A 20,409-nucleotide genomic window follows, 5' to 3' on the forward strand; every position below is an offset into this window, starting at 1 on the left:
GTAAATTTTGCCCACACCCACACAGAGGCCGCCGGACGCGCCAACCGCCGGGGTGACCGACGTCACGCTGCCCGGGGCCGGTTGGCCGTGACGAGGGCCGTGGCAAGATGAGGACATGAGCATTCCGGCAATCGACCTGATGACAGCCCTGCGGTCCGGCCAGTCCACAGCGCCCCGGCTGACTTGGTACGGCCCCGATTCGGAGCGGGTTGAACTCTCAGGCCGGGTGCTGGACAACTGGGTGGCGAAGACTTCCAATCTGCTGCAGGACGAACTCGATGCCGAACCCGGCATGCGGCTGCGCCTGGACCTGCCCGCGCACTGGAAATCGGTGATCCTGGCCCTGGCGGCCTGGCAGCTCGGCATGGAAGTGGTTTTCGACGACGCGGAGGCGGAGCTGCTGGCCACGGCGGACCCTGGCCCGCGAGCTGCCGCAGGCGGGTTCGACGCCGTCATGGCTGTCTCCCTGCCGGCGTTGGCCATGCGCTGGACGGGTGAGCTGCCCACCGGCGTCCTTGACTATGCCGCCGAGGTCCGCTCCCACGGGGACATTTTCATGCCCCACACCGAGCCGGAAGCGGAACGCCTCGCGGTCCGCACCTCTGAGGGCACCGTCCATGCACACGGCGCGCTCCTGCAGGATTTTGCCGCAGCCCGCGACACCGGCCTGCGGCTGCTCGTTCCTGCGGCGGACGGCCTCGAAGCGGTCCTTGCGCAGTCACTGGGAACCTGGAAGGCCGACGGTTCCGTGGTCCTGGTGCACCCCGACGTCGAGGTGACCGGCAAGCTGCGGGCCGCCGAGCGCATCAGCGGGAACTGAACCGCTGCACATTTCCTTGGATACTGGACAGTTCCTTGGATACTGAGGCTCAGGCACCGAACCTCAGGCACCAAGCCTCAGGCCGGCGGGCCGGGCAGCTCCGGGTCCCTGACGGCCTCCCGGACGGGCGTCCGGGAAACGCTGGCACCGGGCTGGCTGTCATGCGGCGCGTGCGGGTGCCGTTCGATGATTTCGTGGTCGTGCGAGAACTCCGGCTCTTCGTCGAGTTCCTGGTTGAACACGAGGAAGCGGTAGGCAAAGAACCGGACCACGGTGGCGACGAGGATGCCGACCACCCCGGCCAGGAAGAGCATGTTCTTGTCGGTGACACCCATGCCGTACTTCGCGATGGCGGTGAGGCCGGTGGAGATGCCGATGCCGATCCCGTTGATGATGATGAACATCACGAACTCTCGCAGCACGTTGGCCTGCCGGCGGTGCCGGAACGTCCAGAAACGGTTCGCAATCCACGAGAACACGGTCGCCACGCTGGCCCCGAAGAAGCGGGCCTTTGCCTCGCTGTCCGTCATGGGACCGTGCATCAGATAGAACGTCAGCCCGTTGTCAATGATGAACGCGATGCCGCCGACGGCGCCGAACTTGGCCACTTCGCGCCAGAACAGCGAGGCCAGCCCGCGCATGCGCTCGTTAAGTGTAGTAATCATGACCCTCCGTGGCCTTCTGGAACTGTCGGCCATTGGGCCAAACGCCCATTTTAGCGCCGTTTCCCGGGAGTCCGCCCGCAGTGGCCGTTCCGACAGCTCCCCGCGCACCCGACGCCGGGCGGCGCCGGTGCGGGCCCGGAACCCTCCCATCAGCAGCGTTCCCGCGCTTGCCAATCCCTAAAAGCCGGGTTCCCGTGAGGTTTTCGGTAGGCTGGGACTTGTGACTTTTCCTGTAATCGGTGTTGTTGGCGGCGGCCAGCTTGCACGAATGATGGCCCCCGCCGCGACCGCCCTGGGCTTTGAGCTCCGTGTTCTCGCCGAAGGCGAGGACGTCTCTGCCGTCTCTGCCGTGGCTAATGCCCCGGTCGGCGACTACACGGACCTGGCGCATCTGCTCGAGTTTTCCCGCGGCCTGGATGTTCTGACCTTCGACCACGAACACGTCCCCACGGCGCACTTGCGGTCCTTGATCGACGCCGGCGTGAACGTCCATCCCGGCCCGGATGCCCTGGTCAATGCCCAGGACAAGCTCGTGATGCGCGCCGCGATCGACCGGCTCGAGCTGCCCAACCCCGAGTGGGCCGCCGTCGCCCATGTCGCGGACCTTGTCGCCTTCGGCGAGCAGACCGGCTGGCCGGTGGTTCTGAAGATGCCCCGCGGCGGTTACGACGGCAAGGGCGTGCGCATTGTGTCCTCGGCCGAGGACGCGGCCGGCTCCGCCGACTGGTTCGAGGCCATGTCCCCCCTGCTGGCCGAAGCCAAGGTGGAATTCAGCCGGGAGCTCTCGGCCATGGTCGCCAGGACGCCGGACGGTGAAACACGGGCCTGGCCGGTGGTGCACACCATCCAGGTCGACGGCGTGTGCGACGAAGTGATTGCCCCGGCCCTGGACATCCCCCTCGATGTTGCCGCGGCCGCGGAGAACGCTGCGGTCCGGATCGCGGGCGAGCTCGGCGTGACCGGTGTCATGGCCGTCGAACTCTTCGAGACCCCGGGCGTGGGTGTGGGCTTCCTGATCAACGAGCTCGCCATGCGCCCGCACAACACCGGGCACTGGACCCAGGACGGCTCGGTGACGAGCCAGTTCGAGCAGCACCTGCGGGCCGTCCTGAATCTGCCGCTGGGCGCCACGGACCTGCTGGGACCCGTCGTGGTGATGAAGAACTTCCTCGGCGGCGCCAACCAGGACCTCTATTCCGCCTACCCCGCGGCCCTCGCGAGCGAGCCGGCCGCGAAGGTGCACTGCTACGGCAAGGCCGTCCGGCCCGGCCGGAAGATCGGCCACGTCAACTTGGTCGGGACTTCAGCCGCCGACGTCGACTCCGTGCGGCAGCGGGCCACTACCGTGGCAGACATCATCCGGAACGGCCGGGCCCAGGCCGGCACAATGCCGGCAACCTCCGAGGAGACCGCATGAGCACCGCACCCAACGCAGGCACCCCGCTCCCCCGGGCGGACTCCCCGATCGTGGGCCTCGTCATGGGCTCGGATTCGGACTGGCCGGTCATGGAAGCCGCCGCCGAAGCCCTCGCAGAGTTCGGGATCCCGTTCGAGGCCGACGTCGTCTCGGCCCACCGGATGCCCACGGAGATGATCCGCTATGGCCAGACGGCCCACGAGCGCGGTCTTCGCCTCATCATCGCCGGTGCCGGCGGTGCCGCGCATCTCCCCGGCATGCTTGCCTCGGTCACCCCGCTGCCCGTGATCGGCGTCCCCGTGCCCTTGAAGACCCTGGACGGCATGGATTCCCTGTTGTCCATCGTGCAGATGCCGGCCGGTGTTCCGGTCGCCACCGTCTCGATCGGCGGGGCGCGCAACGCCGGCCTCCTGGCCGTGCGCATGCTTGCCTCGGGCACAGACGAACTCGCGCTCCAGCTCCGGGCGGACCTCCTGGACTTCGCCCAGGAACTGAACGACGTCGCAACCCGAAAGGGCGCGAGCCTGCGGCACAAGGTCAGCGAAGTGTTCGCCGACGGCAACGTCGCCCCGCGCAGCAGCAAATAAGGCAGCCATTAGGAATCCCGGCATGAGCAACAGCTACGCCCCGACGCACCGGCCTGAGACCACTGGGCAGTCCGGGCGGGTACTGAGCGACCCGGTCCGGAACCCGTCCGGGGCCCCGGCCCCGGTGCTGACAAAGCGGGCGTTCGTCCTGATCCTTCTAACGCTGCTAGTTCCCGGCAGCGCCCAGATCGTCGCCGGGAAGCGCCGGCTCGGCCGGTCTGCGCTGCGCGTGACCTTCACGGTCTGGGCGCTGGCCCTGTTGGCCGTACTGCTTCTGCTCGTGTCCCGCTCCACGCTGATCAACATCCTCGCCGGCACGGTGCCCTCGCTCCTGCTGGTGCTCGGCCTCGCGCTGCTGGCCATCGGCTGGGCTGCCCTGTTCCTGAACACCTTGCGGCTGATCCGGCCCGGGCTGCTCGCCCCCAGAATCCGTCCCTGGGTGGTGCTGGCGCTAATGCTGGCCATGATCCTCAGCAGCGGGTCCCTGGGCTACGCGGCCTACCTGCTCAACGTCAGCCGCGACGCCATCGGCAGCATCTTCGCCGGTTCCGGTCCCACCCTTGAACCGTCCGAAGGCCGGTACAACTTCCTGATGATGGGCGGCGACGCCGGGGCGGACCGCACGGGCCGCCGGCCTGACAGCCTCTCCGTGATCAGCGTCGACGCCAAGACCGGCAGCACAGCGATTATCTCCGTGCCCCGCAACCTCCAGAACGCCCAGTTCAGCGCGGACTCCCCGATGCGCCAGGTGTATCCGGAGGGCTTCAACTGCGGGGACGAATGCCTGATCAACGCGATCAACACCGATGTCACCAACAACCATAAAGACCTATATCCCGGGGTGGCCGACCCGGGCGCGCAGGCCACCCTCGAGGCGGTGTCCGGAACGCTGGGCATCAGGGTCCAGGCCTACGTCCTCGTGGACATGGACGGTTTTTCCAAGCTCATCGACGCTATGGGCGGCATCCGGATCAAGGCCGGCGGCTGGGTCCCCATCAGCGGACCGATGGTGGACGAGGCCCACGGCATCCACGGCATGCCGGACGGCTGGATTCCGGCAGGCGACCAGACGCTCGACGGCTTCCACGCCCTCTGGTACGGCCGGTCCCGGGAATTCGTGGACGACTACGCCCGCATCCAGCGCCAGCAGTGCGTGCAGCAGGCGATGCTGAAGCAGCTCGACCCGGCAAAACTGCTGGCCAAGTTTGAGGACATCGCCAAGGCTGGCACCAAGGTGGTTGAATCCAACATCTCCTCCGGCCAGCTCGGCAGCTTCGTGGACCTGGCCATGAAAGCCAAGGGCCAGGACGTCAGCCGTCTGACCATCGGTCCGCCCGACTTCGACGCGGCTTTCTCCACGTCGCCGGACTTCAACATTATCCACCAGCGGGTGGCCAAACTGCTGGCCAGCCCGTCCGCCGGCGCCGCAGACGACACTGTCCTGGAGCCCGGAACGGCTGCCGGGCCGCTCTCGGCCGCCGGCGCCGCGCCGGGCACCCAGCCCCCGCCCTCGCCGTCGGACTTCACCCCGGTGACCACCACACCGGACGGGCAGCCGATCACCGAAGAGATGCTCAACCAGTTCAAACGCAACGGCGACGAGCAGTCCATCCGCGACCTCGTCGCCACGAACGGCAAGTGCGCGCCGCTCTGACACCGGCCCGCGTGGATCCACCAGCGCCCGCTGCCCGCGCCGCGGGTGCCCGGATCAGAGCGGCCGCTGCAGTTTGACCGCAAATCATTGACGAGACAGTTCATTAGGCGAGACATTACATTCCACAAGACAGGGACCAGGCCATGTACGAACTTGAGAACGTCCTCCGGCCCTATGCCTGGGGCTCCCCGACGGCGATCGCCGAGCTGCTCGGCAGGCCGGCGTCGGGCGGTCCCGAGGCGGAGCTCTGGATCGGCGCCCACCCGGACTCCCCGTCTGTGGCGCTGACGCCTGCGGCCGGGGGCGCCGGCCGGCACGTGCCCGAAACGCACGAAGACGGACGGCTCGCGCTGGACGCCCTGATCGCCGAGGATCCGGAACACTGCCTGGGCGGCGCGAGCGTGGCCGCCTTCGGCCCGCGGCTGCCGTTCCTGCTCAAAGTCCTCGCGGCCGAGACGCCGCTGTCCCTGCAGGTGCACCCGACCCTCGCCCAGGCCCGGGAGGGTTTCGCACATGAAGAAGCCGCCGGCGTCGACCCCGCCGCCCCGGACCGCAACTACAAGGATGCCTTCCACAAACCGGAAATGATCTTCGCGCTGACCCCGTTCGAGGCGCTCTGCGGTTTCCGGCCGGCGGCGGAATCCCGGGCAGTCTTCCAGCACCTGGCAGCATGTTTCGACCTCGCCGGGCTGGAGCTGCCGCCGCTTGTTCCGCTGCTGCTCGAGGACCTGGCGCGGCCGGACGAGCCCGCGGCCCTCCGCTCCGCCTTTGAGCGGCTCATCGCCGGCGGCGAGGACGTCTCGCACACCACAGAGGCAATCGTGGCGGCCCTCGTCTCTGGCGCGCCCATGGGATCGCACGTGGCGGAGCTGACCACGGTGGTGAACCTCAACCATGACTACCCCGCAGACCCGGGCGTCCTGATTTCGCTGCTGCTGAACCGGATCTCGCTCGCGCCGGGTGAGGCCGTCTACCTGCCGGCCGGAAACGTCCATGCCTACCTCCACGGGCTCGGGATCGAGGTCATGGCGTCATCGGACAACGTGCTCCGCGGCGGGCTCACGCCCAAATTCGTGGACGTGCCGGAACTGCTCAAGACCGTCGCGTTCGAGGCGGTCGCCGTGCCCATGCTCCCCGCCGAGACCACAATGCTGGGCCAGGAACTCTACCGTCCGCCGTTCCGGGAATTCCAGCTGCAGCGAATTGTTCTGGCGCCCGGGGCGGAGCCGGTCCCGCTGGCACAGTCCGGTGCCGCCGTCGTCCTTGTCACGGCAGGCTCCGTCCGGCTCGACTCCCCGAAGGGTGAGCTGCGGCTGGAACGGGGCGCCAGTGCCTTCCTGCCCGCCGCAGAGGCCCCGGTCAACGTCCACGCCGTCTCCGGCGCCGCCGGCCCCGCCCTGGCATTCGCCGTTACCACCGCATTGGAAGCCTGACACCATGGATTATTTCCTGCAAAGCCCGCAGTGGGCACAGTTCCAGCGTGCGCTGGGACGCACGGCCCACGAACAGTCCGGCCCCGGGTGGCGGTTCCTGGCGGTCGAGGAGTCCAATCCGGCCGGCAAACTGCTGTACGCCCCCTACGGGCCGGTGGCCGAATCGCTGGCGGCGTTCGACGCCGCACTGGCGGCCCTGACGGACCTCGCCCGGACCAGCGGCGCCGTGTTTGTCCGGGTTGAACCGGTCACCGCAGGGTTCACCGCCGCCGAGGCCGACGCCGTACTCCGCAGCCGCGGCCTGCAGCCGGCTCCGGTCAGCCAACAGCCCGAGCTCAGCTGGATTGTGGACCTCGACCGGGATTTCAAGGACGTCCTGGCGGACATGAAGCCGGCCAACCGGAACCTGTACCGCAACATCCACAAGAAGGGCGTGACATTCCGCTCCAGCCAGGATCCGGCCGAGATCGCCGTCCTCCTGGAGTTCTTGCACATGACGGCGGCCCGTAACGGCTTCAAACCGCAAAGCGACGAGTACCTGAGCCAGGTGGCCCGCTCGCTGATGCCGGCCGGAGCCGCAACGCTGTTCATCGCGGAACTCGACGGCCACCCCATCGCCGCGGCCCTGGCGTACGATTCCGCAGACACCCGGACCTACGCCCATGCCGCCCTCGATGACACCCACCGCAAGCTCAGCGCGGGCATCCCCCTGCTCGTCACCCTGATCGCGGACGCCCAGGCCAAGGGCCTCAAACACGTGGACCTCTGGGGCGTGGCGCCCGCGGACCAGCCCGACCACAAGTGGGCCGGGTTCACGGCGTTCAAGAAGTCGTTCGGCGGCCGCGGGATCGCGTATCCCGGAACATGGGACCTGCCGGTCCGGAAGGTGCGCTACGGCAGCTACCAGCTGGCCCGCAAGGGCGCCCAGCTCGCGAAGAAGCTGCGCGCCCGGTCCCGGACCCTCGCCAACCGCTAGGGAATTAAGACGACGAATCCCGGGCCGCGGAGGCTGCCCGGGATTCGTCGTATTCAGTGGAGCAGCTCTGTGCTGCAGTTCAGTGCTGCCGCGCAGGTGCTAGTTCTTGCGGGCGTAGCCTTCCCACTTGCTGGCCTGGTGCTCGCCGTCGACGAAGCGGATGGTGCCGGACTTCGAACGCATCACGATGGACTGGGTGAGGACCTTGTCCTTGGAGTAGCGGACGCCCCTGAGAAGGTCGCCGTCGGTGATGCCGGTGGCCGCGAAGTAGCAGTTGTCGCTGGAGACGAGGTCGTTGGTCGAGAGCACGCGCTCGAGATCGTGGCCGGCGTCGATCGCCTTCTGCTTCTCCTCGTCGCTCGTGGGCCACAGGCGGCCCTGGATGACGCCGCCGAGGGACTTGATGGCGCAGGCCGAGACGATGCCTTCCGGCGTGCCGCCGATGCCCATCAGCGCGTCGACTCCGGTGCCGGCCCGCGCCGCAGCGATGGCGCCGGCGACGTCGCCGTCCATGATGAACTTCGTGCGGGCGCCGGCCTCGCGGATTTCCTCCACGAGCCCGCGGTGGCGGTCCCGGTCCAGGATCATCACGTTGAGCTGATTGACCTTGACGCCCTTGGCCTTGGCGATGAGGTGCAGGTTCTGCTTGACGGGCAGGCGCAGGTCCACCATGTCGGCCGCTTCCGGGCCCGTCACCAGCTTCTCCATGTAAAACACCGCGGAGGGATCGAACATGGAACCGCGTTCCGCGACGGCCAGGACGGCGAGGGCATTGTTGATGCCGAGGGCAGCGAGGCGGGTTCCGTCGATGGGATCGACGGCGACGTCGCACTCGGGGCCGGTGCCGTCACCGACATTCTCGCCGTTGAACAGCATCGGGGCTTCGTCCTTCTCGCCCTCGCCGATGACCACGACGCCATTGAAGTGGACAGTCTGGAGGAAGGAGCGCATGGCGTCCACGGCAGCGCCGTCGGCCTTGTTCTTGTCGCCGAAGCCCACCCAGTGGCCGCCGGCGATGGCCGCGGCCTCGGTGACGCGGACAAGTTCCAGTGCGAGGTTGCGGTCAGGCTCGTCGATCCCGACGGCGAGCGACGGGGAAAGCGTGGAGTACTTCTGGGACATGGGCGCTGGTGTCACGTGAACCTCTTCTTCGAGTGGCGGTCGTTGAACCCGTACGGCCAGGATCGATCCGTCGCGGTGATTCGTCTGATAATGATCATAGTCGGGGCGGGCCCGCAAGGTCATGGGATGACCGGCGCGTGACGCACTTCACTTCCCTGCGGCCCAGGCGCCACGAATGTGAGATCGGCCCGCACATGCGCGACTATAGAGGGGTGAGTGAATTGCAGGACACCTCCCCCGCCGCCCCCGGTTCTCCGGCTGGCAGCTCCCCCACGGCAGGCCCGGACACGTCCGGACAGCCACCGGTTAAGCCCGTCATCGCCGCCGCAGCGGCCAAGCGCGCTAATGCCTCTGTCATGGGCATGCTCATCGCCCTGGTGGTGAGCATCGCCGCATTCCTGCCAATCGTCCTCATGAACCCCTCCCCCAAGACCGACGGTTACCGGCCCAACATCAACGTCAGCGCCTCCGCGCAGAACGCGGCGGGTGTGGCAGGGTTCACACCCGTGGCGGCCGATACCGGCGACACATTTCGCGCAAACTACGCCCGCTGGGAGTCCGGAGCCGGCAACGGCGTCCCCGCCTGGGAAGTCGGCTACCCGACGCCCAAGGAATCCTTCATCGCCCTTGTGCAGACCCGCCAGGCCAACCCCACCTGGCTCCTGCAGCAGACCAAGAACGCGCCCGTGACCGGCACCCGTAACGCGGGCGGCCGGGACTGGGAACTGCACGACACCGGCAAGGGCGAGAAATCCATGGTGCTGGCCGAGCGCGGCACCACCGTGATCCTGTCCGGATCGGCGACGCTGGAGGAATTCTCCACCCTCGCCGAGGCAGTGGTGAAGTCGCTTGAAAGCAACCCTCCCGCCGGGGCACGGTCCGGCGCGGCGAGCGTAACCCCGGGCGCAACAGTTTCCCCTTCGGCCAGCCCTTCACCGTAAAGTGGCACCGTGGCTACTTATCTGACTCCCGCACTCGCCTGGCAGCGTCTCCGTGAAGGCAACAAGCGTTTCGTCGCCGGCACGTCCTCACACCCCAACCAGGACGCGTCCCGGCGCTCGTCGCTGGTAGAAGACCAGCACCCCTTCGCCGTGATCTTCGGCTGCTCCGATTCCCGCCTCGCCGCCGAGATCATCTTCGACCTCGGCCTCGGGGACGCCTTCGTCGTCCGGACCGCCGGCCACGTGATCGATGACGCCGTGCTCGGCTCGCTGGAGTACAGCGTCAGCGAACTGGACGTTCCGCTGATCGTCGTCCTGGGGCACGACCGTTGCGGCGCAGTCACCGCCACCAAGGCCGCCGTGGAAACCGGCCAGATGCCGGTGGGTTTCATCCGCAGCCTGGTGGAGCGGATCACCCCGTCCGTGTTGACCTCGCTGCGTAACAATCAGAGCGAAATCAACGACATGGTGGTAGAAAACGTCAAGCAGACCTCTCAGCGGCTGGTGGACAGTTCCCGGGTGATTTCGGGCGCAGTCGACGGCGGCCGCACTGCCGTGGTCGGCCTCGCGTACAGCCTTGCCGACGGCCGGGCCGACCTCGTCTCGAGCATCGGCCGGCTCTAAACCCCCGGCCCCCAGCCCCTGCAGAGCGTTCACGGTTTTCGGTGGGACTCCCACTCCCAATAAGCTAGCCCCATGACTTCCACAGATGAGTTGAACACCGAAGAATTCCGCATTGAACACGACACGATGGGCGAAGTCCGCGTTCCCGTGAACGCCCTGTACCGCGCGCAGACGCAGCGGGCAGTCGAGAACTTCCCGATCTCAGGCAAGACCCTGGAGCGCGCCCACATCGAGGCCCTGGCCCGGGTGAAGAAGGCTGCCGCCCAGGCAAACGCCGAACTGGGGGTGCTCGACGGCGAGCTCGCCCAGGCGATCGCCGACGCCGCCGACCAGGTTGCGGCCGGAAAGTACGACGGCGACTTCCCGATTGACGTCTTCCAGACCGGGTCCGGCACGTCCTCGAACATGAACACCAACGAGGTCATCGCCGAGCTCGCCTCGCGGGCCCTCAAGTCCGCCGGGAGCGACAAGGTTGTCCACCCGAACGACCACGTCAACGCCTCACAGTCCTCCAACGACGTCTTCCCGACCTCCGTCCACGTCGCCGCCACGTCCGCGCTGATCAATGACCTGATCCCGGCCCTCGGCTACCTGGCAGAGTCACTGGAGCGCAAGGCCGCAGAGTTCAAGGACGTTGTGAAGTCCGGCCGCACACACCTCATGGACGCCACCCCTGTCACCCTGGGCCAGGAGTTCGGCGGCTACGCCGCCCAGGTCCGCTACGGCATCGAGCGCATCAACGCCTCCCTCCCCCGCGTCGCCGAGGTCCCGCTCGGCGGAACCGCCGTGGGCACCGGCATCAACACCCCCGCCGGCTTCCCGGAGCGCGTGATCGAACTGCTGGCGGCCGACACGGGGCTGCCCCTGACGGAGGCCCGCGACCACTTCGAGGCCCAGGCGAACCGGGACGGCCTCATCGAGGCGTCCAGCCAGCTGCGCAATATTGCGATCTCCTTCATGAAGATCAACAACGACCTGCGCTGGATGGGTTCCGGCCCCAACACGGGCCTCGGCGAAATCGCGATCCCGGACCTGCAGCCGGGCTCCTCGATCATGCCCGGCAAGGTCAACCCGGTCATCTGCGAGGCCTCCATCATGGTCTGCGCCCAGGTGATCGGCAACGACACTGCGATCGCGTGGTCCGGCACCAACGGCGCCTTCGAACTCAACGTCGGCATCCCGGTCATGGCCGCCAACCTCCTTGAATCCGTGCGCCTGCTGGCCAACACCAGCCGCGTCATGGCCGACAAGATGATCGACGGCATCACCGCCAACGTGGAGCGCGCCCGCTTCCTCGCCGAGGCCTCGCCGTCGATCGTGACCCCGCTGAACAAGTTCATCGGTTACGAGAACGCCGCCAAGATCGCCAAGAGGGCGGTTGCCGAGGGCCTGACAATCCGCGAAACCGTCGTCTCCATGGGCTTCCTCGAGCGCGGTGAACTGACTGAAGAGCAGCTGGACACCGCCCTGGACGTCATGTCCATGACGCGCCCGCCGCACAAGGCCTAGCGACTCCGGGCGGGGACGCCGCCCCGCAGAGAACATCCGCCGCCGGCCGGCACCTTTCCTGAAGGGTGCCGGCCGGCGGCATGTCTGAACAGCGCATGTCTGAACAGCGCGTGTCCAAACCTAGACCCGGGGCGGTTCTCCGCCGGCCGCCTCCCGCTCCTCCGCTGTGTAGGCCGCTGCCGCGGCGGCGTCCGCCATGCTGGCACCGCCGATCCGCGCCTCCCGCAACCGCCGCGTCTTGGCGGACTGGACGGAAAAGGCCGCATCGACGTTCCCCGCGGCATAGGTCAGTGCGTCCTCGGCGCGGATGCCCAGGCTGCCCGCCGTCAGCACGGCATCCTGGTTGGCGCCCAAGTACGTGAACTGCCAGCCCCACTGGCTCTGCTGTCGCTGAACCAGGGCCTTGACCAGTTCTCCCGTGGCCTCGCGCGAAGAGTTCTCGTGCCCGTCGGTCAGCACAGCCACAAGCACGGTGCCGGGGCGCTGGTCCTCCGGAAGGGCGGCGAGTTCCGCACCCGCCTCCCCGATCAGCCGGACCATTGCGTCGTGCAGGGCCGTGCTGCCCCGCGGCTGCAGGTCCAGGGCGGGCACGTCCTGGATGTCCACCGAGGCGTAGACGCGCTCGTAGGTGTCATCGAACTGCGCGAGCGAAAGCCTGCACCGGCCCGCCACGGCCTGCTGTTCACGCACGAACGCCGCAAACCCGCCCACAGTGTCATCGGCGATGGCGCTCATCGAACCGGAACGGTCCAGAAGGACGTACACGTGCGTCAGGGCTGAATCTGTCATGCTTCCCCATTTCCGGCCCGGACGGGGCTGCTGCCTCGCCGTGGGCCACCTGTTGCCAGCAGAATGGCTGGACAAAAGCAGGCTAAAGCCGGGGTGCGACAATTTTGTGCGCAACGGCACAGGTTCGTCCGCAACGGCACAGGTTCATCCGCAACAGCACAAAACGTCCGCAACGTCACACATCTTTTGCACTATTTATAATTGAGTGCAAAAATACACTTTATGGGAAACAGTGCAATTAATGCGGTAGGCCTCCGCGAGCGCAAGCGGGCCGCAACTCGGGCGACCATCACCGCCGTCGCGCGTTCCCTGACCGCCGAACGCGGCCTCAGCGGCTACACCGTGGAGGAAGTCTGCGAGCGGGCGGGCATCTCCCGCAGGACTTTCTTCAACTACTTCCCCGCCAAGGAAGACGCGATCCTCGGCCATGTGGACGACGACTTTCCGGAAGAGGTGGTGGCACGGTTCATGGCAGGCGGCGCGGACTCGCCGCCCGGGGAAATATCGGCCTCACTCCTCGCCGACCTCGTGAGGCTGTCCCTCGATCTCGCCGAGCGGATGAGCGCATCCGAGGAAGAGACCCGCCAGCTGATCGGGGTGATCAAGAGGGAGCCGCAGCTAATGCTCCGGATCATCGGCGCCACCGAGGAACGCGAGGGCGAGTTCGCCCGGCTGCTCGCGGCCAGGGAAGGCGTCGCCGCCGACCATCCAGTGGTCCGCATGGCCGTGGTCCTCCTGGGAAACGTCGCCAGGAAAACCAGCGCCGATTACTTCTCCGAAGGCAACACCCGCCCGTACAAGGACATGATGCTGGAAAACATTGCGGCCGCCCGCACACTCTTTTCACTGCCGTTCACAACGTCCGACTTCGACACTGCCAACTCCGGCACGTCCCACTCCGATACCTGCCAGTCCAACCCTTCCGAAGGAGCGCAATGAGCGCCGCCGTCAGCACCAAACCAGCAGCCGAGCCGCTGCTGCTGACCCAGAAACGTATCTGGATCATCTTCTCCGCCCTCATCGCGGGCATGCTGCTCTCCAGCCTCGACCAGACCATCGTGTCCACCGCCATGCCCACAATCGTCGGCAAGCTCGGCGGTGTGGAGCACCAGGCCTGGATCACCACGGCCTACCTCCTGGCCACCACCATCGTCATGCCGATCTACGGCAAATTCGGTGACATCCTGGGGCGCCGGAACCTGTTCCTCATCGCCATCGCGCTCTTCACCCTCGCCTCCGTCGGCTGCGCCCTCGCCACCGATTTCTGGGGCTTCGTAATCTTCCGCGCCATCCAGGGCCTGGGCGGCGGCGGCCTCATGATCCTGTCCCAGGCCATCATCGCCGACATCGTTCCGGCCAAGGAGCGCGGCAAGTACATGGGCCCGCTGGGTGCCATCTTCGGCCTCTCCGCCGTCGCCGGACCACTGCTGGGCGGTTTCTTCGTGGACCACCTGACCTGGGAATGGGCCTTCTACATCAACATCCCGATCGGCATCGCCGCGTTCACGATTGCCTGGTTCACCCTGACGCTGCCGAACAAGAAGGCCGAAAAGCGGATCGACATCCTGGGCGTGCTGCTGCTCTCCGCGGCCACCACGTGCCTGATTTTCTTCACCGACTTCGGCGGCAAGAAAGACGAGGGCTGGGATTCGCCGCTGACGTGGGCCTTCGGCGCCGGCCTGGTACTCGCCGCCACCGCCTTCGTCCTGGTGGAGCGCCGGGCAGAGGACCCCATCATTCCGCTGAGCCTGTTCAAGAACCGCATCTTCGTGAACTCCACCGCCATCGGCTTCACCCTGGGACTGGGCATGTTCGCGGCAATCGCCTTCGTCCCGACCTTCCTGCAGATGTCCTCCGGGACCTCGGCCGCGGAATCCGGCCTGCTGATGTTGCCCATGATGGTGGGGCTCATGGGTATGGCCATCTTCTCCGGCATCCGCATCTCCAAGACCGGCAAGTACAAGCTGTTCCCGGTCCTCGGGGCCACCCTGACCATTGCGGCAATGCTGTGGCTGACCACACTCACTGCCGCCACCCCCATCTGGGTCATCTGCGTGCAGCTGTTCATCTTCGGCGCAGGCCTGGGCTCGATCATGCAGGTGATCGTCCTGGTGGTGCAGAACTCCGTGCCGGCGGACCAGATCGGCACGGCGACCAGTACCAACAACTACTTCCGTGAGGTCGGCGCATCGCTCGGCGTTGCGGTCTTCGGTTCCATCTTCACCACCCGGCTTTCCGAATCCCTGACCAACGCCTTCACGGGTGCCGGGGCGTCCGCCGAGCAGGCGTCGCAGTCCACCCGAACGATGGATCCGCAGATGCTCAACCAGCTCCCGGCGCAGCTCAAGGACGCGATCGTCAACGCCTACGCGGATTCGCTGGCACCCGTCTTCTGGTACTTGCTGCCGTTCCTGGGCATCGCCCTGATCCTGGCTCTGACCCTCAAGCAGATCCCGCTCTCGGACACCGCCGGCATGGTGGCCCGCGGAGAAGCAGTTGGCGGCGAGGAAGCCGAGCGGCTCGAGGCGGCCCGCAGCGCGGCCGGCAGCGCGGCCGGCAGCGCAGCACGCCGCGATGCCGACAGCTCGGAAACCACTAATGACGACGAGCCCAGTACCGGTGGGCCCACGCACGACGCCGAACTCAGCCGCCTGCGCGGCTGATCGTCCGGAGTCGGCCTCGGCCGACAGTCATTGCCTGGGGCGCCCCAAGCCTTTTGGGGGTTGCGGCGCCCCCGCTGCGTCCCGGGCCGGTCACGTTCCGCAGACTTGGGCTTGGGGTCAGCGCCGGTACTGGACGCCGCCGGCGGGAAGCCTAACCGGCCGGAATCAGCACCATGGCGGCCAAGGTGCCGGCCAGCATGAACGGCCCGAAGGGAATGGCCGACTGAAGATTGCCGCGCCGCGCGGCGAGCAATCCGAGGCTCCAGACCCCGCCGAGCACGAACGCGGCAAAGGTCCCGGCCATGACGTGCCCCCAGCCCAGGAATCCCAGGTACATCCCCAAGACGCCCGCGAGCTTCACGTCGCCGAACCCCATCCCGGGCGGATACACGGCATGCAGGAGGAAGTAGAAGAGCCAGAGGGCCGCCCCGCCGGCCAGGACACGAAGCCCCGGCACGCCGAACACTCCGGCGTCCGCTGTGCCTGCAACGTCCTGGCCACCGGGAAGGAGCTGGCTGACGGCCGCGCCCAGCAGGAGGACTCCGGCGATTGCATAGGAAGGAAACACGATCCTGTCCGGGAGCAGATGGTGCCGGACATCGATGACCGTGAGCCGGACCGCCATCACGAAGAAATAGGCGCACGCGGCCACGGCAAGCCAGAAGGCCAGCGGGTTGGCGGCGCCCAAGGTGCCGAGTCGTTCGATCACTCTCGGATGCTACTGGATATTCATCCGGCACGGCCGCCCCCGCGCGTAAACTGTGGATATGGCCGCATGGGACAGCAGGAACGGGCGCGGGCCGGACGCGCCACGCGGCCCGGCGAGCCAGGCTGCGGCCTTCCGGCACCTGTGCCGGTCCTCGCCGTGGAAATGGCAGTCGCTGAGGTTCGAGTACTTGGATCGGCCCCTCGCGGGTTCCGCAGGTTCCGCAGCAGTCTCTCCTCACGGCCTCGTCAGGGCGTGGCTGCGCAGGCCCGGCGCCTTGCGGCTGGAGACCGCCGACGGGCTGGTGATCGCCAGCACCACCGGCATCAACGATTCACGGGGCGGCTTCTATGTCAGCTCCACAAGGAAGACCTGGCTGCTGCCGCCGAATCTGGTCACCCCGGTGTACGACGACGACGGGCTGGTGCGCCGCCGTCCGGAGGCAGCCTACGGCGAACCGTCGTTCGGGAACGGCCGGTTCGCCGCGGCCCTGGACCCGGTGGAACTCGCCGGGAATGCCCCGGTCCCGCTGGAGTTCCCCAACGCCAACGCCGTGGAGCTTGGGCCCATCACGGAGGTTGACCATGAGGGCCGGGCCGCCCTGGAAACCACGGTCAGCCCGAACCTTTCGTACCGTCCCGCCGATCCTGGAGCCCCGCTGTGCCGGCCTGGACGCACACTGTTGAGGATTGACGCCGGCACGGGCGTCTGCGTTGCCAGCCGCTGGCTGGACGCACCCGGCGGCGGCAATGAGCAGAACGGCTACGGCCACTGGCTCAGGATCCTGGGCGTCGACGAATACATGCTCGATGACCTGTTCCTCGCCGAATCGATGAACCTCACCGACGTCCGGCGCCACATCAGCTGGGACGTTCCGGCGGAATAGCCGGACTGTGACTGGCATCCGCCCACCGGCACCGCTAGGCTTCCCCGATGACTGAACCCGCCGACTACTGGCCCCCTTTTGGGCTGACCCTGACCACGCCGCGTCTTGAGCTGCGTCCCATCCGCGACGAGGAGATTCCCGCCGCGGTGGAGGCCGCCCTGACCGGCGTGCACGAGCCGGGCCGGAACCCGTTCAGCAACCCATGGACCGAAATCCCGGCCAACGAGCTCGGACCCAACATGGCGCAGTGGTACTGGCGGTGCCGCGGCAGCATGAACCCCCAGGACTGGACCCTCCTGCTCGGCATCTGGCACAAGGACGAATTCGTCGGCTGCCAGGACATCGCGGCCAAGGACTTCGCCACATTGAAGACAGTCACCACGGGCTCCTGGCTCCGCCAGAGCGTCCAAGGCCGCGGCCTCGGCAAAGAGATGCGTGCCGCCGTCGCCCTCTACGCCTTCGACTGGCTCGGCGCAGAAGTGGCGGAATCCGAGGCCGCCATCTGGAACCAGCAATCCCTGGGCGTCTCGCGCTCCCTCGGCTACGAGCTCAACGGCGTCACCAGCGCCGTCTGGGGCGGCAACGCCCAGGAGGTCCAAAACGTCCGCCTCACCCCCGGCACGTTCAAACGCCCCGACTGGAATCTGCAGGTAAAAGGCCACGAACCCACAGCGAAGTTCCTAGGCATCCAGAATTATCCCCAAGCGTGACCGCGGCGTCCCTCCGTTGCTGAGACACCTCCCGTTTGCTGGGCTGCCGTGACTGGCTTTGCGGTGCAGCGGCGCCCCGCCGTCGCTTAGACACCTCCCGTCGCTACGCTGCGGTCGCTGGGCGACCTTCGCTTCGCTTTGGTCGGCGATGCGCTCCTTAGCGGGACACCGCAACCCCGCGAAGGGGGAGGCTCACCAAGCCGGACGCGGTCTTTCGTAAAGGAGCGCATCGCGGCGCATCGGACCCCGGAGGTCGCCTAGCGACCGTAGTGGGTCCCATGCGACGTGTCTAAGCGACGGCGAAAGGCCGCGTCCCGGCGAACCCAATCACGGCAACCCACCACTGCGAACCCAACAACGGCGAAGGGCCGTGGTCCGGCAACCCGGACCACGGCCCCAACCGGGACGAGCCTAGATTTCCGCCCCTTCCAGCAACTCCGTCACCAGGGCCGCAATCGGCGAGCGCTCCGAGCGGGTGAGTGTGATGTGGCCGAACAGCGGGTGCCCCTTCAGCGTCTCGACGACGGCCGCCACGCCGTCGTGCCGGCCGACCCGCAGGTTGTCCCGCTGGGCGACGTCGTGCGTTAGGACAATCTTCGAGTTCTGGCCGATCCTGCTCATTACCGTCAGCAGCACATTCTTCTCCAGCGACTGCGCCTCATCGACGATCACGAACGCATCGTGCAGCGAGCGTCCGCGGATGTGGGTCAGTGGCATGACCTCGAGCATGCCCCGGTCCATCACTTCCTCCACGACCTCCTGGCTGACCAGCGCGCCCAGGGTGTCAAAGACGGCCTGGGCCCAGGGGTTCATTTTTTCCGCTTCGGAGCCGGGCAGGTAGCCCAGTTCCTGGCCGCCCACCGCGTACAAGGGCCGGAAGACGATCACCTTGCGGTGCTCCCGGCGCTCCAGGACGGCTTCGAGCCCGGCGCACAGGGCCAGTGCGGACTTTCCCGTGCCGGCGCGGCCGCCGAGGGACACGATGCCCACCGACGGGTCCATCAGGAGATCGATCGCCAACCGCTGCTCTGCCGAGCGCCCGTGGAGTCCGAAGACGTCCCGGTCGCCCTTCACGAGCCGGACCTGTTTGTCCGCGCCGACCCGGCCGAGGGCCGAGCCGCGGCTGGAAAGCAGGACCAGCCCCGTGTTGGTCGGCATCTCTGCCGCCGCCGGGATGAAGACCGGCTCGTGCCCGTACAGGGTCGCAACCTCGTCCTCGCCCGCATCGAGCTCCGCGACGCCGGTCCAGCCGGAGTCTTTGACCAGTTCATTGCGGTATTCGTCGGCCAGCAGCCCCATGGCGGAGGCTTTGACGCGCATCGGCAGGTCCTTGGACACCACCGTCACGTCGCGGCCCTCGTTGGCCAGGTTCTTGGCCACCGCGAGGATGCGGCTGTCGTTGTCCACCCCGCGGAAGCCGGCGGGCAGCACCTCGGCGGAGATGTGGTTCAGCTCCACCATGAGTGTGCCGCCGTCGGCGCCGAGCGGGATGGGACGGTCCAGGCTCCCGTGCTCGAGCCGCAGGTCATCGAGCAGCCGGAGCGCCTTGCGCGCGAAGTAACCCAGCTCCGGGTCGTGGCGCTTTCCTTCGAGCTCGGTGATGACGACGATCGGCAGGATGACTTCGTGCTCGGCGAAGCGCAGGAGGGCCCGCGGATCGGAGAGCAGGACGGAGGTATCGATCACGAAACTGCGGGCCGTGCCTTGGTTCTCTGTTCCTTCCCCGGAAACAGCAAGACCGGCCGCAGCGGAATCCGCTGCACCGGTCTTTGAGGTGGCTCGCTTGGCGCGAGAGGTAGCTTTCTGTCCCTGGTCGGTAACGACGTCGGGCAGTTGCTCAGAATTAGCCACATCGACTCCAGCCCCGGGGCTACGCCCGGATTTGTTATTGGTGAGGCGGCTCGGCCTGGAGGCCGGACGCGGCCTCCCATACACCCGGTGCGAAAATCCGCTCCATGTACTGGCCTCCCCGATCGGCCGGCAAATTGCTGCCGATGGGATAAAGATAAGTCTCCGGGGGTGGGTTTGTCTGTCTATTTGTCGGCGATTCCTGTTGCCGTCGTGTGAACTCCGTGTGAATGCCTCAGGCCCCGAAGCGGCGCTGCCTGCCGGCGTAATCGCGCAGGGCGCGCAAAAAGTCGACCTTGCGGAATGCCGGCCACAAGGCCTCGCAGAAGTAGAACTCACTGTACGCGCTTTGCCACATGAGGAACCCGGAAAGCCGCTGCTCTCCGGAGGTCCGGATCACCAGGTCAGGGTCCGGCTGGCCACGGGTGTAGAGGAACCGCGAGATGTCATCCACGGTGAGGTCATCGGCCAGTTTGCCGATGTCCGCGTCCCGGGCGACGGCGTCGTGCAGCAGTTCCCGTACGGCATCGACAATCTCCCGCCGTCCGCCGTAGCCGACGGCGACATTGACGTGCAGCCTCTCGCGCGCGGGCGTGCGCGCCGTCAGGTTGTTCAGCCGCTCGGCGAGGTAGTCCGGCAGCAGTTCGGGGGCGCCCATGGCGTGCACCGAGATGTCGGCGTCCTCATCCAGCCGGTCCAGGGTGTTGGCGATGATACCCATCAGGAGGTCGAGCTCCTCGCCGGAGCGGTTCATGTTGTCCGTGGAGAGCATGTACAAGGTGACCACCTTGATGCCCAGTTCCTGACACCAGCCGAGGAATTCGTGGATCTTGTCCGCGCCGGCCTGGTGGCCCTGACTTGTGGGGGCGTTGAACTGGCGGGCCCAGCGCCGGTTCCCGTCGACCATGACGCCGACATGCCGGGGGATCCGTTCCGGGTCAAGGGAGCGCTGCAGTTTGCGCTCGTAAAAGCCGTAGAGGAGCCCGGGCATTTCCATCCGGAGGTTCACCTGGCTTCCTTGAGGTACTAGTTCAGTGCACATCCTAGGCTACCTGCCGG

19 protein-coding genes are annotated in these 20,409 nt (G+C 67.2%); 13 read left to right on the forward strand and 6 right to left on the reverse strand.

Annotation, left to right across the window (positions count from 1 at the left end):
* The first annotated feature begins 115 nt into the window (after positions 1–115).
* On the forward strand, positions 116–820 hold the full coding sequence (locus AC1DEM_RS06645) for a TIGR03089 family protein (RefSeq protein WP_476883724.1): 705 nt from the start codon (positions 116–118) through the stop codon (positions 818–820).
* A gap of 77 nt (positions 821–897) precedes the next feature.
* On the opposite strand, the gene AC1DEM_RS06650 is transcribed toward AC1DEM_RS06645, so the two are convergent.
* Positions 898–1,485, reverse strand: a complete 588-nt coding sequence (locus AC1DEM_RS06650) for a GtrA family protein (RefSeq protein WP_476883725.1) — start codon at positions 1,483–1,485, stop codon at positions 898–900.
* A 220-nt stretch (positions 1,486–1,705) separates the two neighbouring features.
* Between AC1DEM_RS06650 and AC1DEM_RS06655 the strand changes: the two genes are divergently transcribed.
* The 5 genes from AC1DEM_RS06655 to AC1DEM_RS06675 all read left to right on the forward strand — a co-directional run bounded on the left by AC1DEM_RS06655 (position 1,706) and on the right by AC1DEM_RS06675 (position 7,552).
* On the forward strand, positions 1,706–2,902 hold the full coding sequence (locus tag AC1DEM_RS06655) for a 5-(carboxyamino)imidazole ribonucleotide synthase (protein WP_476883726.1): 1,197 nt from the start codon (positions 1,706–1,708) through the stop codon (positions 2,900–2,902).
* The gene (purE, locus tag AC1DEM_RS06660) at positions 2,899–3,489 is read left to right on the forward strand and encodes a 5-(carboxyamino)imidazole ribonucleotide mutase (RefSeq protein WP_476883727.1); all 591 of its coding nucleotides are present in this window, start codon (positions 2,899–2,901) and stop codon (positions 3,487–3,489) included. The genes AC1DEM_RS06655 and purE overlap by 4 nt, the downstream gene beginning before the upstream one ends.
* A 22-nt stretch (positions 3,490–3,511) precedes the next feature.
* On the forward strand, positions 3,512–5,143 hold the full coding sequence (locus AC1DEM_RS06665) for an LCP family protein (protein ID WP_476883728.1): 1,632 nt from the start codon (positions 3,512–3,514) through the stop codon (positions 5,141–5,143).
* Between the two features lie 143 nt (positions 5,144–5,286).
* A complete protein-coding gene (manA, locus tag AC1DEM_RS06670) occupies positions 5,287–6,576 on the forward strand; it encodes a mannose-6-phosphate isomerase, class I (RefSeq protein WP_476883729.1) in 1,290 nt (429 codons plus the stop codon).
* Between the two features lie 4 nt (positions 6,577–6,580).
* Complete coding sequence (locus tag AC1DEM_RS06675; protein WP_476883730.1) at positions 6,581–7,552, forward strand: lipid II:glycine glycyltransferase FemX; 972 nt, start codon at positions 6,581–6,583, stop codon at positions 7,550–7,552.
* A gap of 99 nt (positions 7,553–7,651) precedes the next feature.
* On the opposite strand, the gene glpX is transcribed toward AC1DEM_RS06675, so the two are convergent.
* A complete protein-coding gene (glpX, locus tag AC1DEM_RS06680; RefSeq protein WP_476883847.1) occupies positions 7,652–8,674 on the reverse strand; it encodes a class II fructose-bisphosphatase in 1,023 nt (340 codons plus the stop codon).
* Positions 8,675–8,868: 194 nt separating this feature from the next.
* Here glpX and AC1DEM_RS06685 point away from each other — a divergent pair, with 194 nt between their 5' ends.
* From AC1DEM_RS06685 to AC1DEM_RS06695, 3 genes are all read left to right on the forward strand, one after another.
* Positions 8,869–9,615, forward strand: a complete 747-nt coding sequence (locus tag AC1DEM_RS06685; protein ID WP_476883731.1) for a DUF4245 domain-containing protein — start codon at positions 8,869–8,871, stop codon at positions 9,613–9,615.
* Positions 9,616–9,624: 9 nt separating this feature from the next.
* A complete protein-coding gene (locus AC1DEM_RS06690; RefSeq protein WP_476883732.1) occupies positions 9,625–10,239 on the forward strand; it encodes a carbonic anhydrase in 615 nt (204 codons plus the stop codon).
* A 72-nt stretch (positions 10,240–10,311) separates the two neighbouring features.
* Positions 10,312–11,748, forward strand: coding sequence for a class II fumarate hydratase (locus AC1DEM_RS06695; RefSeq protein WP_476883733.1), 1,437 nt, complete (start codon positions 10,312–10,314; stop codon positions 11,746–11,748).
* A 120-nt stretch (positions 11,749–11,868) separates the two neighbouring features.
* On the opposite strand, the gene AC1DEM_RS06700 is transcribed toward AC1DEM_RS06695, so the two are convergent.
* Positions 11,869–12,537: a VWA domain-containing protein gene (locus tag AC1DEM_RS06700; protein WP_476883734.1), complete on the reverse strand. Its 669-nt coding sequence runs from the start codon at positions 12,535–12,537 to the stop codon at positions 11,869–11,871.
* Positions 12,538–12,759: 222 nt separating this feature from the next.
* Between AC1DEM_RS06700 and AC1DEM_RS06705 the strand changes: the two genes are divergently transcribed.
* The gene (locus AC1DEM_RS06705; RefSeq protein WP_476883735.1) at positions 12,760–13,476 is read left to right on the forward strand and encodes a TetR/AcrR family transcriptional regulator; all 717 of its coding nucleotides are present in this window, start codon (positions 12,760–12,762) and stop codon (positions 13,474–13,476) included.
* Positions 13,473–15,200, forward strand: a complete 1,728-nt coding sequence (locus AC1DEM_RS06710; protein ID WP_476883736.1) for a DHA2 family efflux MFS transporter permease subunit — start codon at positions 13,473–13,475, stop codon at positions 15,198–15,200. Before AC1DEM_RS06705 ends, AC1DEM_RS06710 begins: the two co-directional genes overlap by 4 nt.
* Before the next feature lie 151 nt (positions 15,201–15,351).
* On the opposite strand, the gene AC1DEM_RS06715 is transcribed toward AC1DEM_RS06710, so the two are convergent.
* Positions 15,352–15,909 (reverse strand): prepilin peptidase, encoded by a 558-nt coding sequence (locus AC1DEM_RS06715; protein ID WP_476883737.1) that lies wholly within the window; start codon positions 15,907–15,909, stop codon positions 15,352–15,354.
* 58 nt (positions 15,910–15,967) lie between these two features.
* Between AC1DEM_RS06715 and AC1DEM_RS06720 the strand changes: the two genes are divergently transcribed.
* Complete coding sequence (locus tag AC1DEM_RS06720; RefSeq protein ID WP_476883738.1) at positions 15,968–16,792, forward strand: hypothetical protein; 825 nt, start codon at positions 15,968–15,970, stop codon at positions 16,790–16,792.
* Positions 16,793–16,839: 47 nt separating this feature from the next.
* Positions 16,840–17,502 (forward strand): GNAT family N-acetyltransferase, encoded by a 663-nt coding sequence (locus AC1DEM_RS06725; protein WP_476883739.1) that lies wholly within the window; start codon positions 16,840–16,842, stop codon positions 17,500–17,502.
* Between the two features lie 411 nt (positions 17,503–17,913).
* Here AC1DEM_RS06725 and AC1DEM_RS06730 read toward each other — a convergent pair whose 3' ends face one another.
* Both AC1DEM_RS06730 and AC1DEM_RS06735 read right to left on the reverse strand, forming a co-directional pair.
* Positions 17,914–19,353, reverse strand: coding sequence for a PhoH family protein (locus AC1DEM_RS06730; protein ID WP_476883740.1), 1,440 nt, complete (start codon positions 19,351–19,353; stop codon positions 17,914–17,916).
* A gap of 232 nt (positions 19,354–19,585) precedes the next feature.
* The gene (locus AC1DEM_RS06735; RefSeq protein WP_476883848.1) at positions 19,586–20,347 is read right to left on the reverse strand and encodes an isoprenyl transferase; all 762 of its coding nucleotides are present in this window, start codon (positions 20,345–20,347) and stop codon (positions 19,586–19,588) included.
* Positions 20,348–20,409: the final 62 nt, after the last annotated feature.

This window comes from Arthrobacter sp. 05T420 (assembly GCF_056396305.1).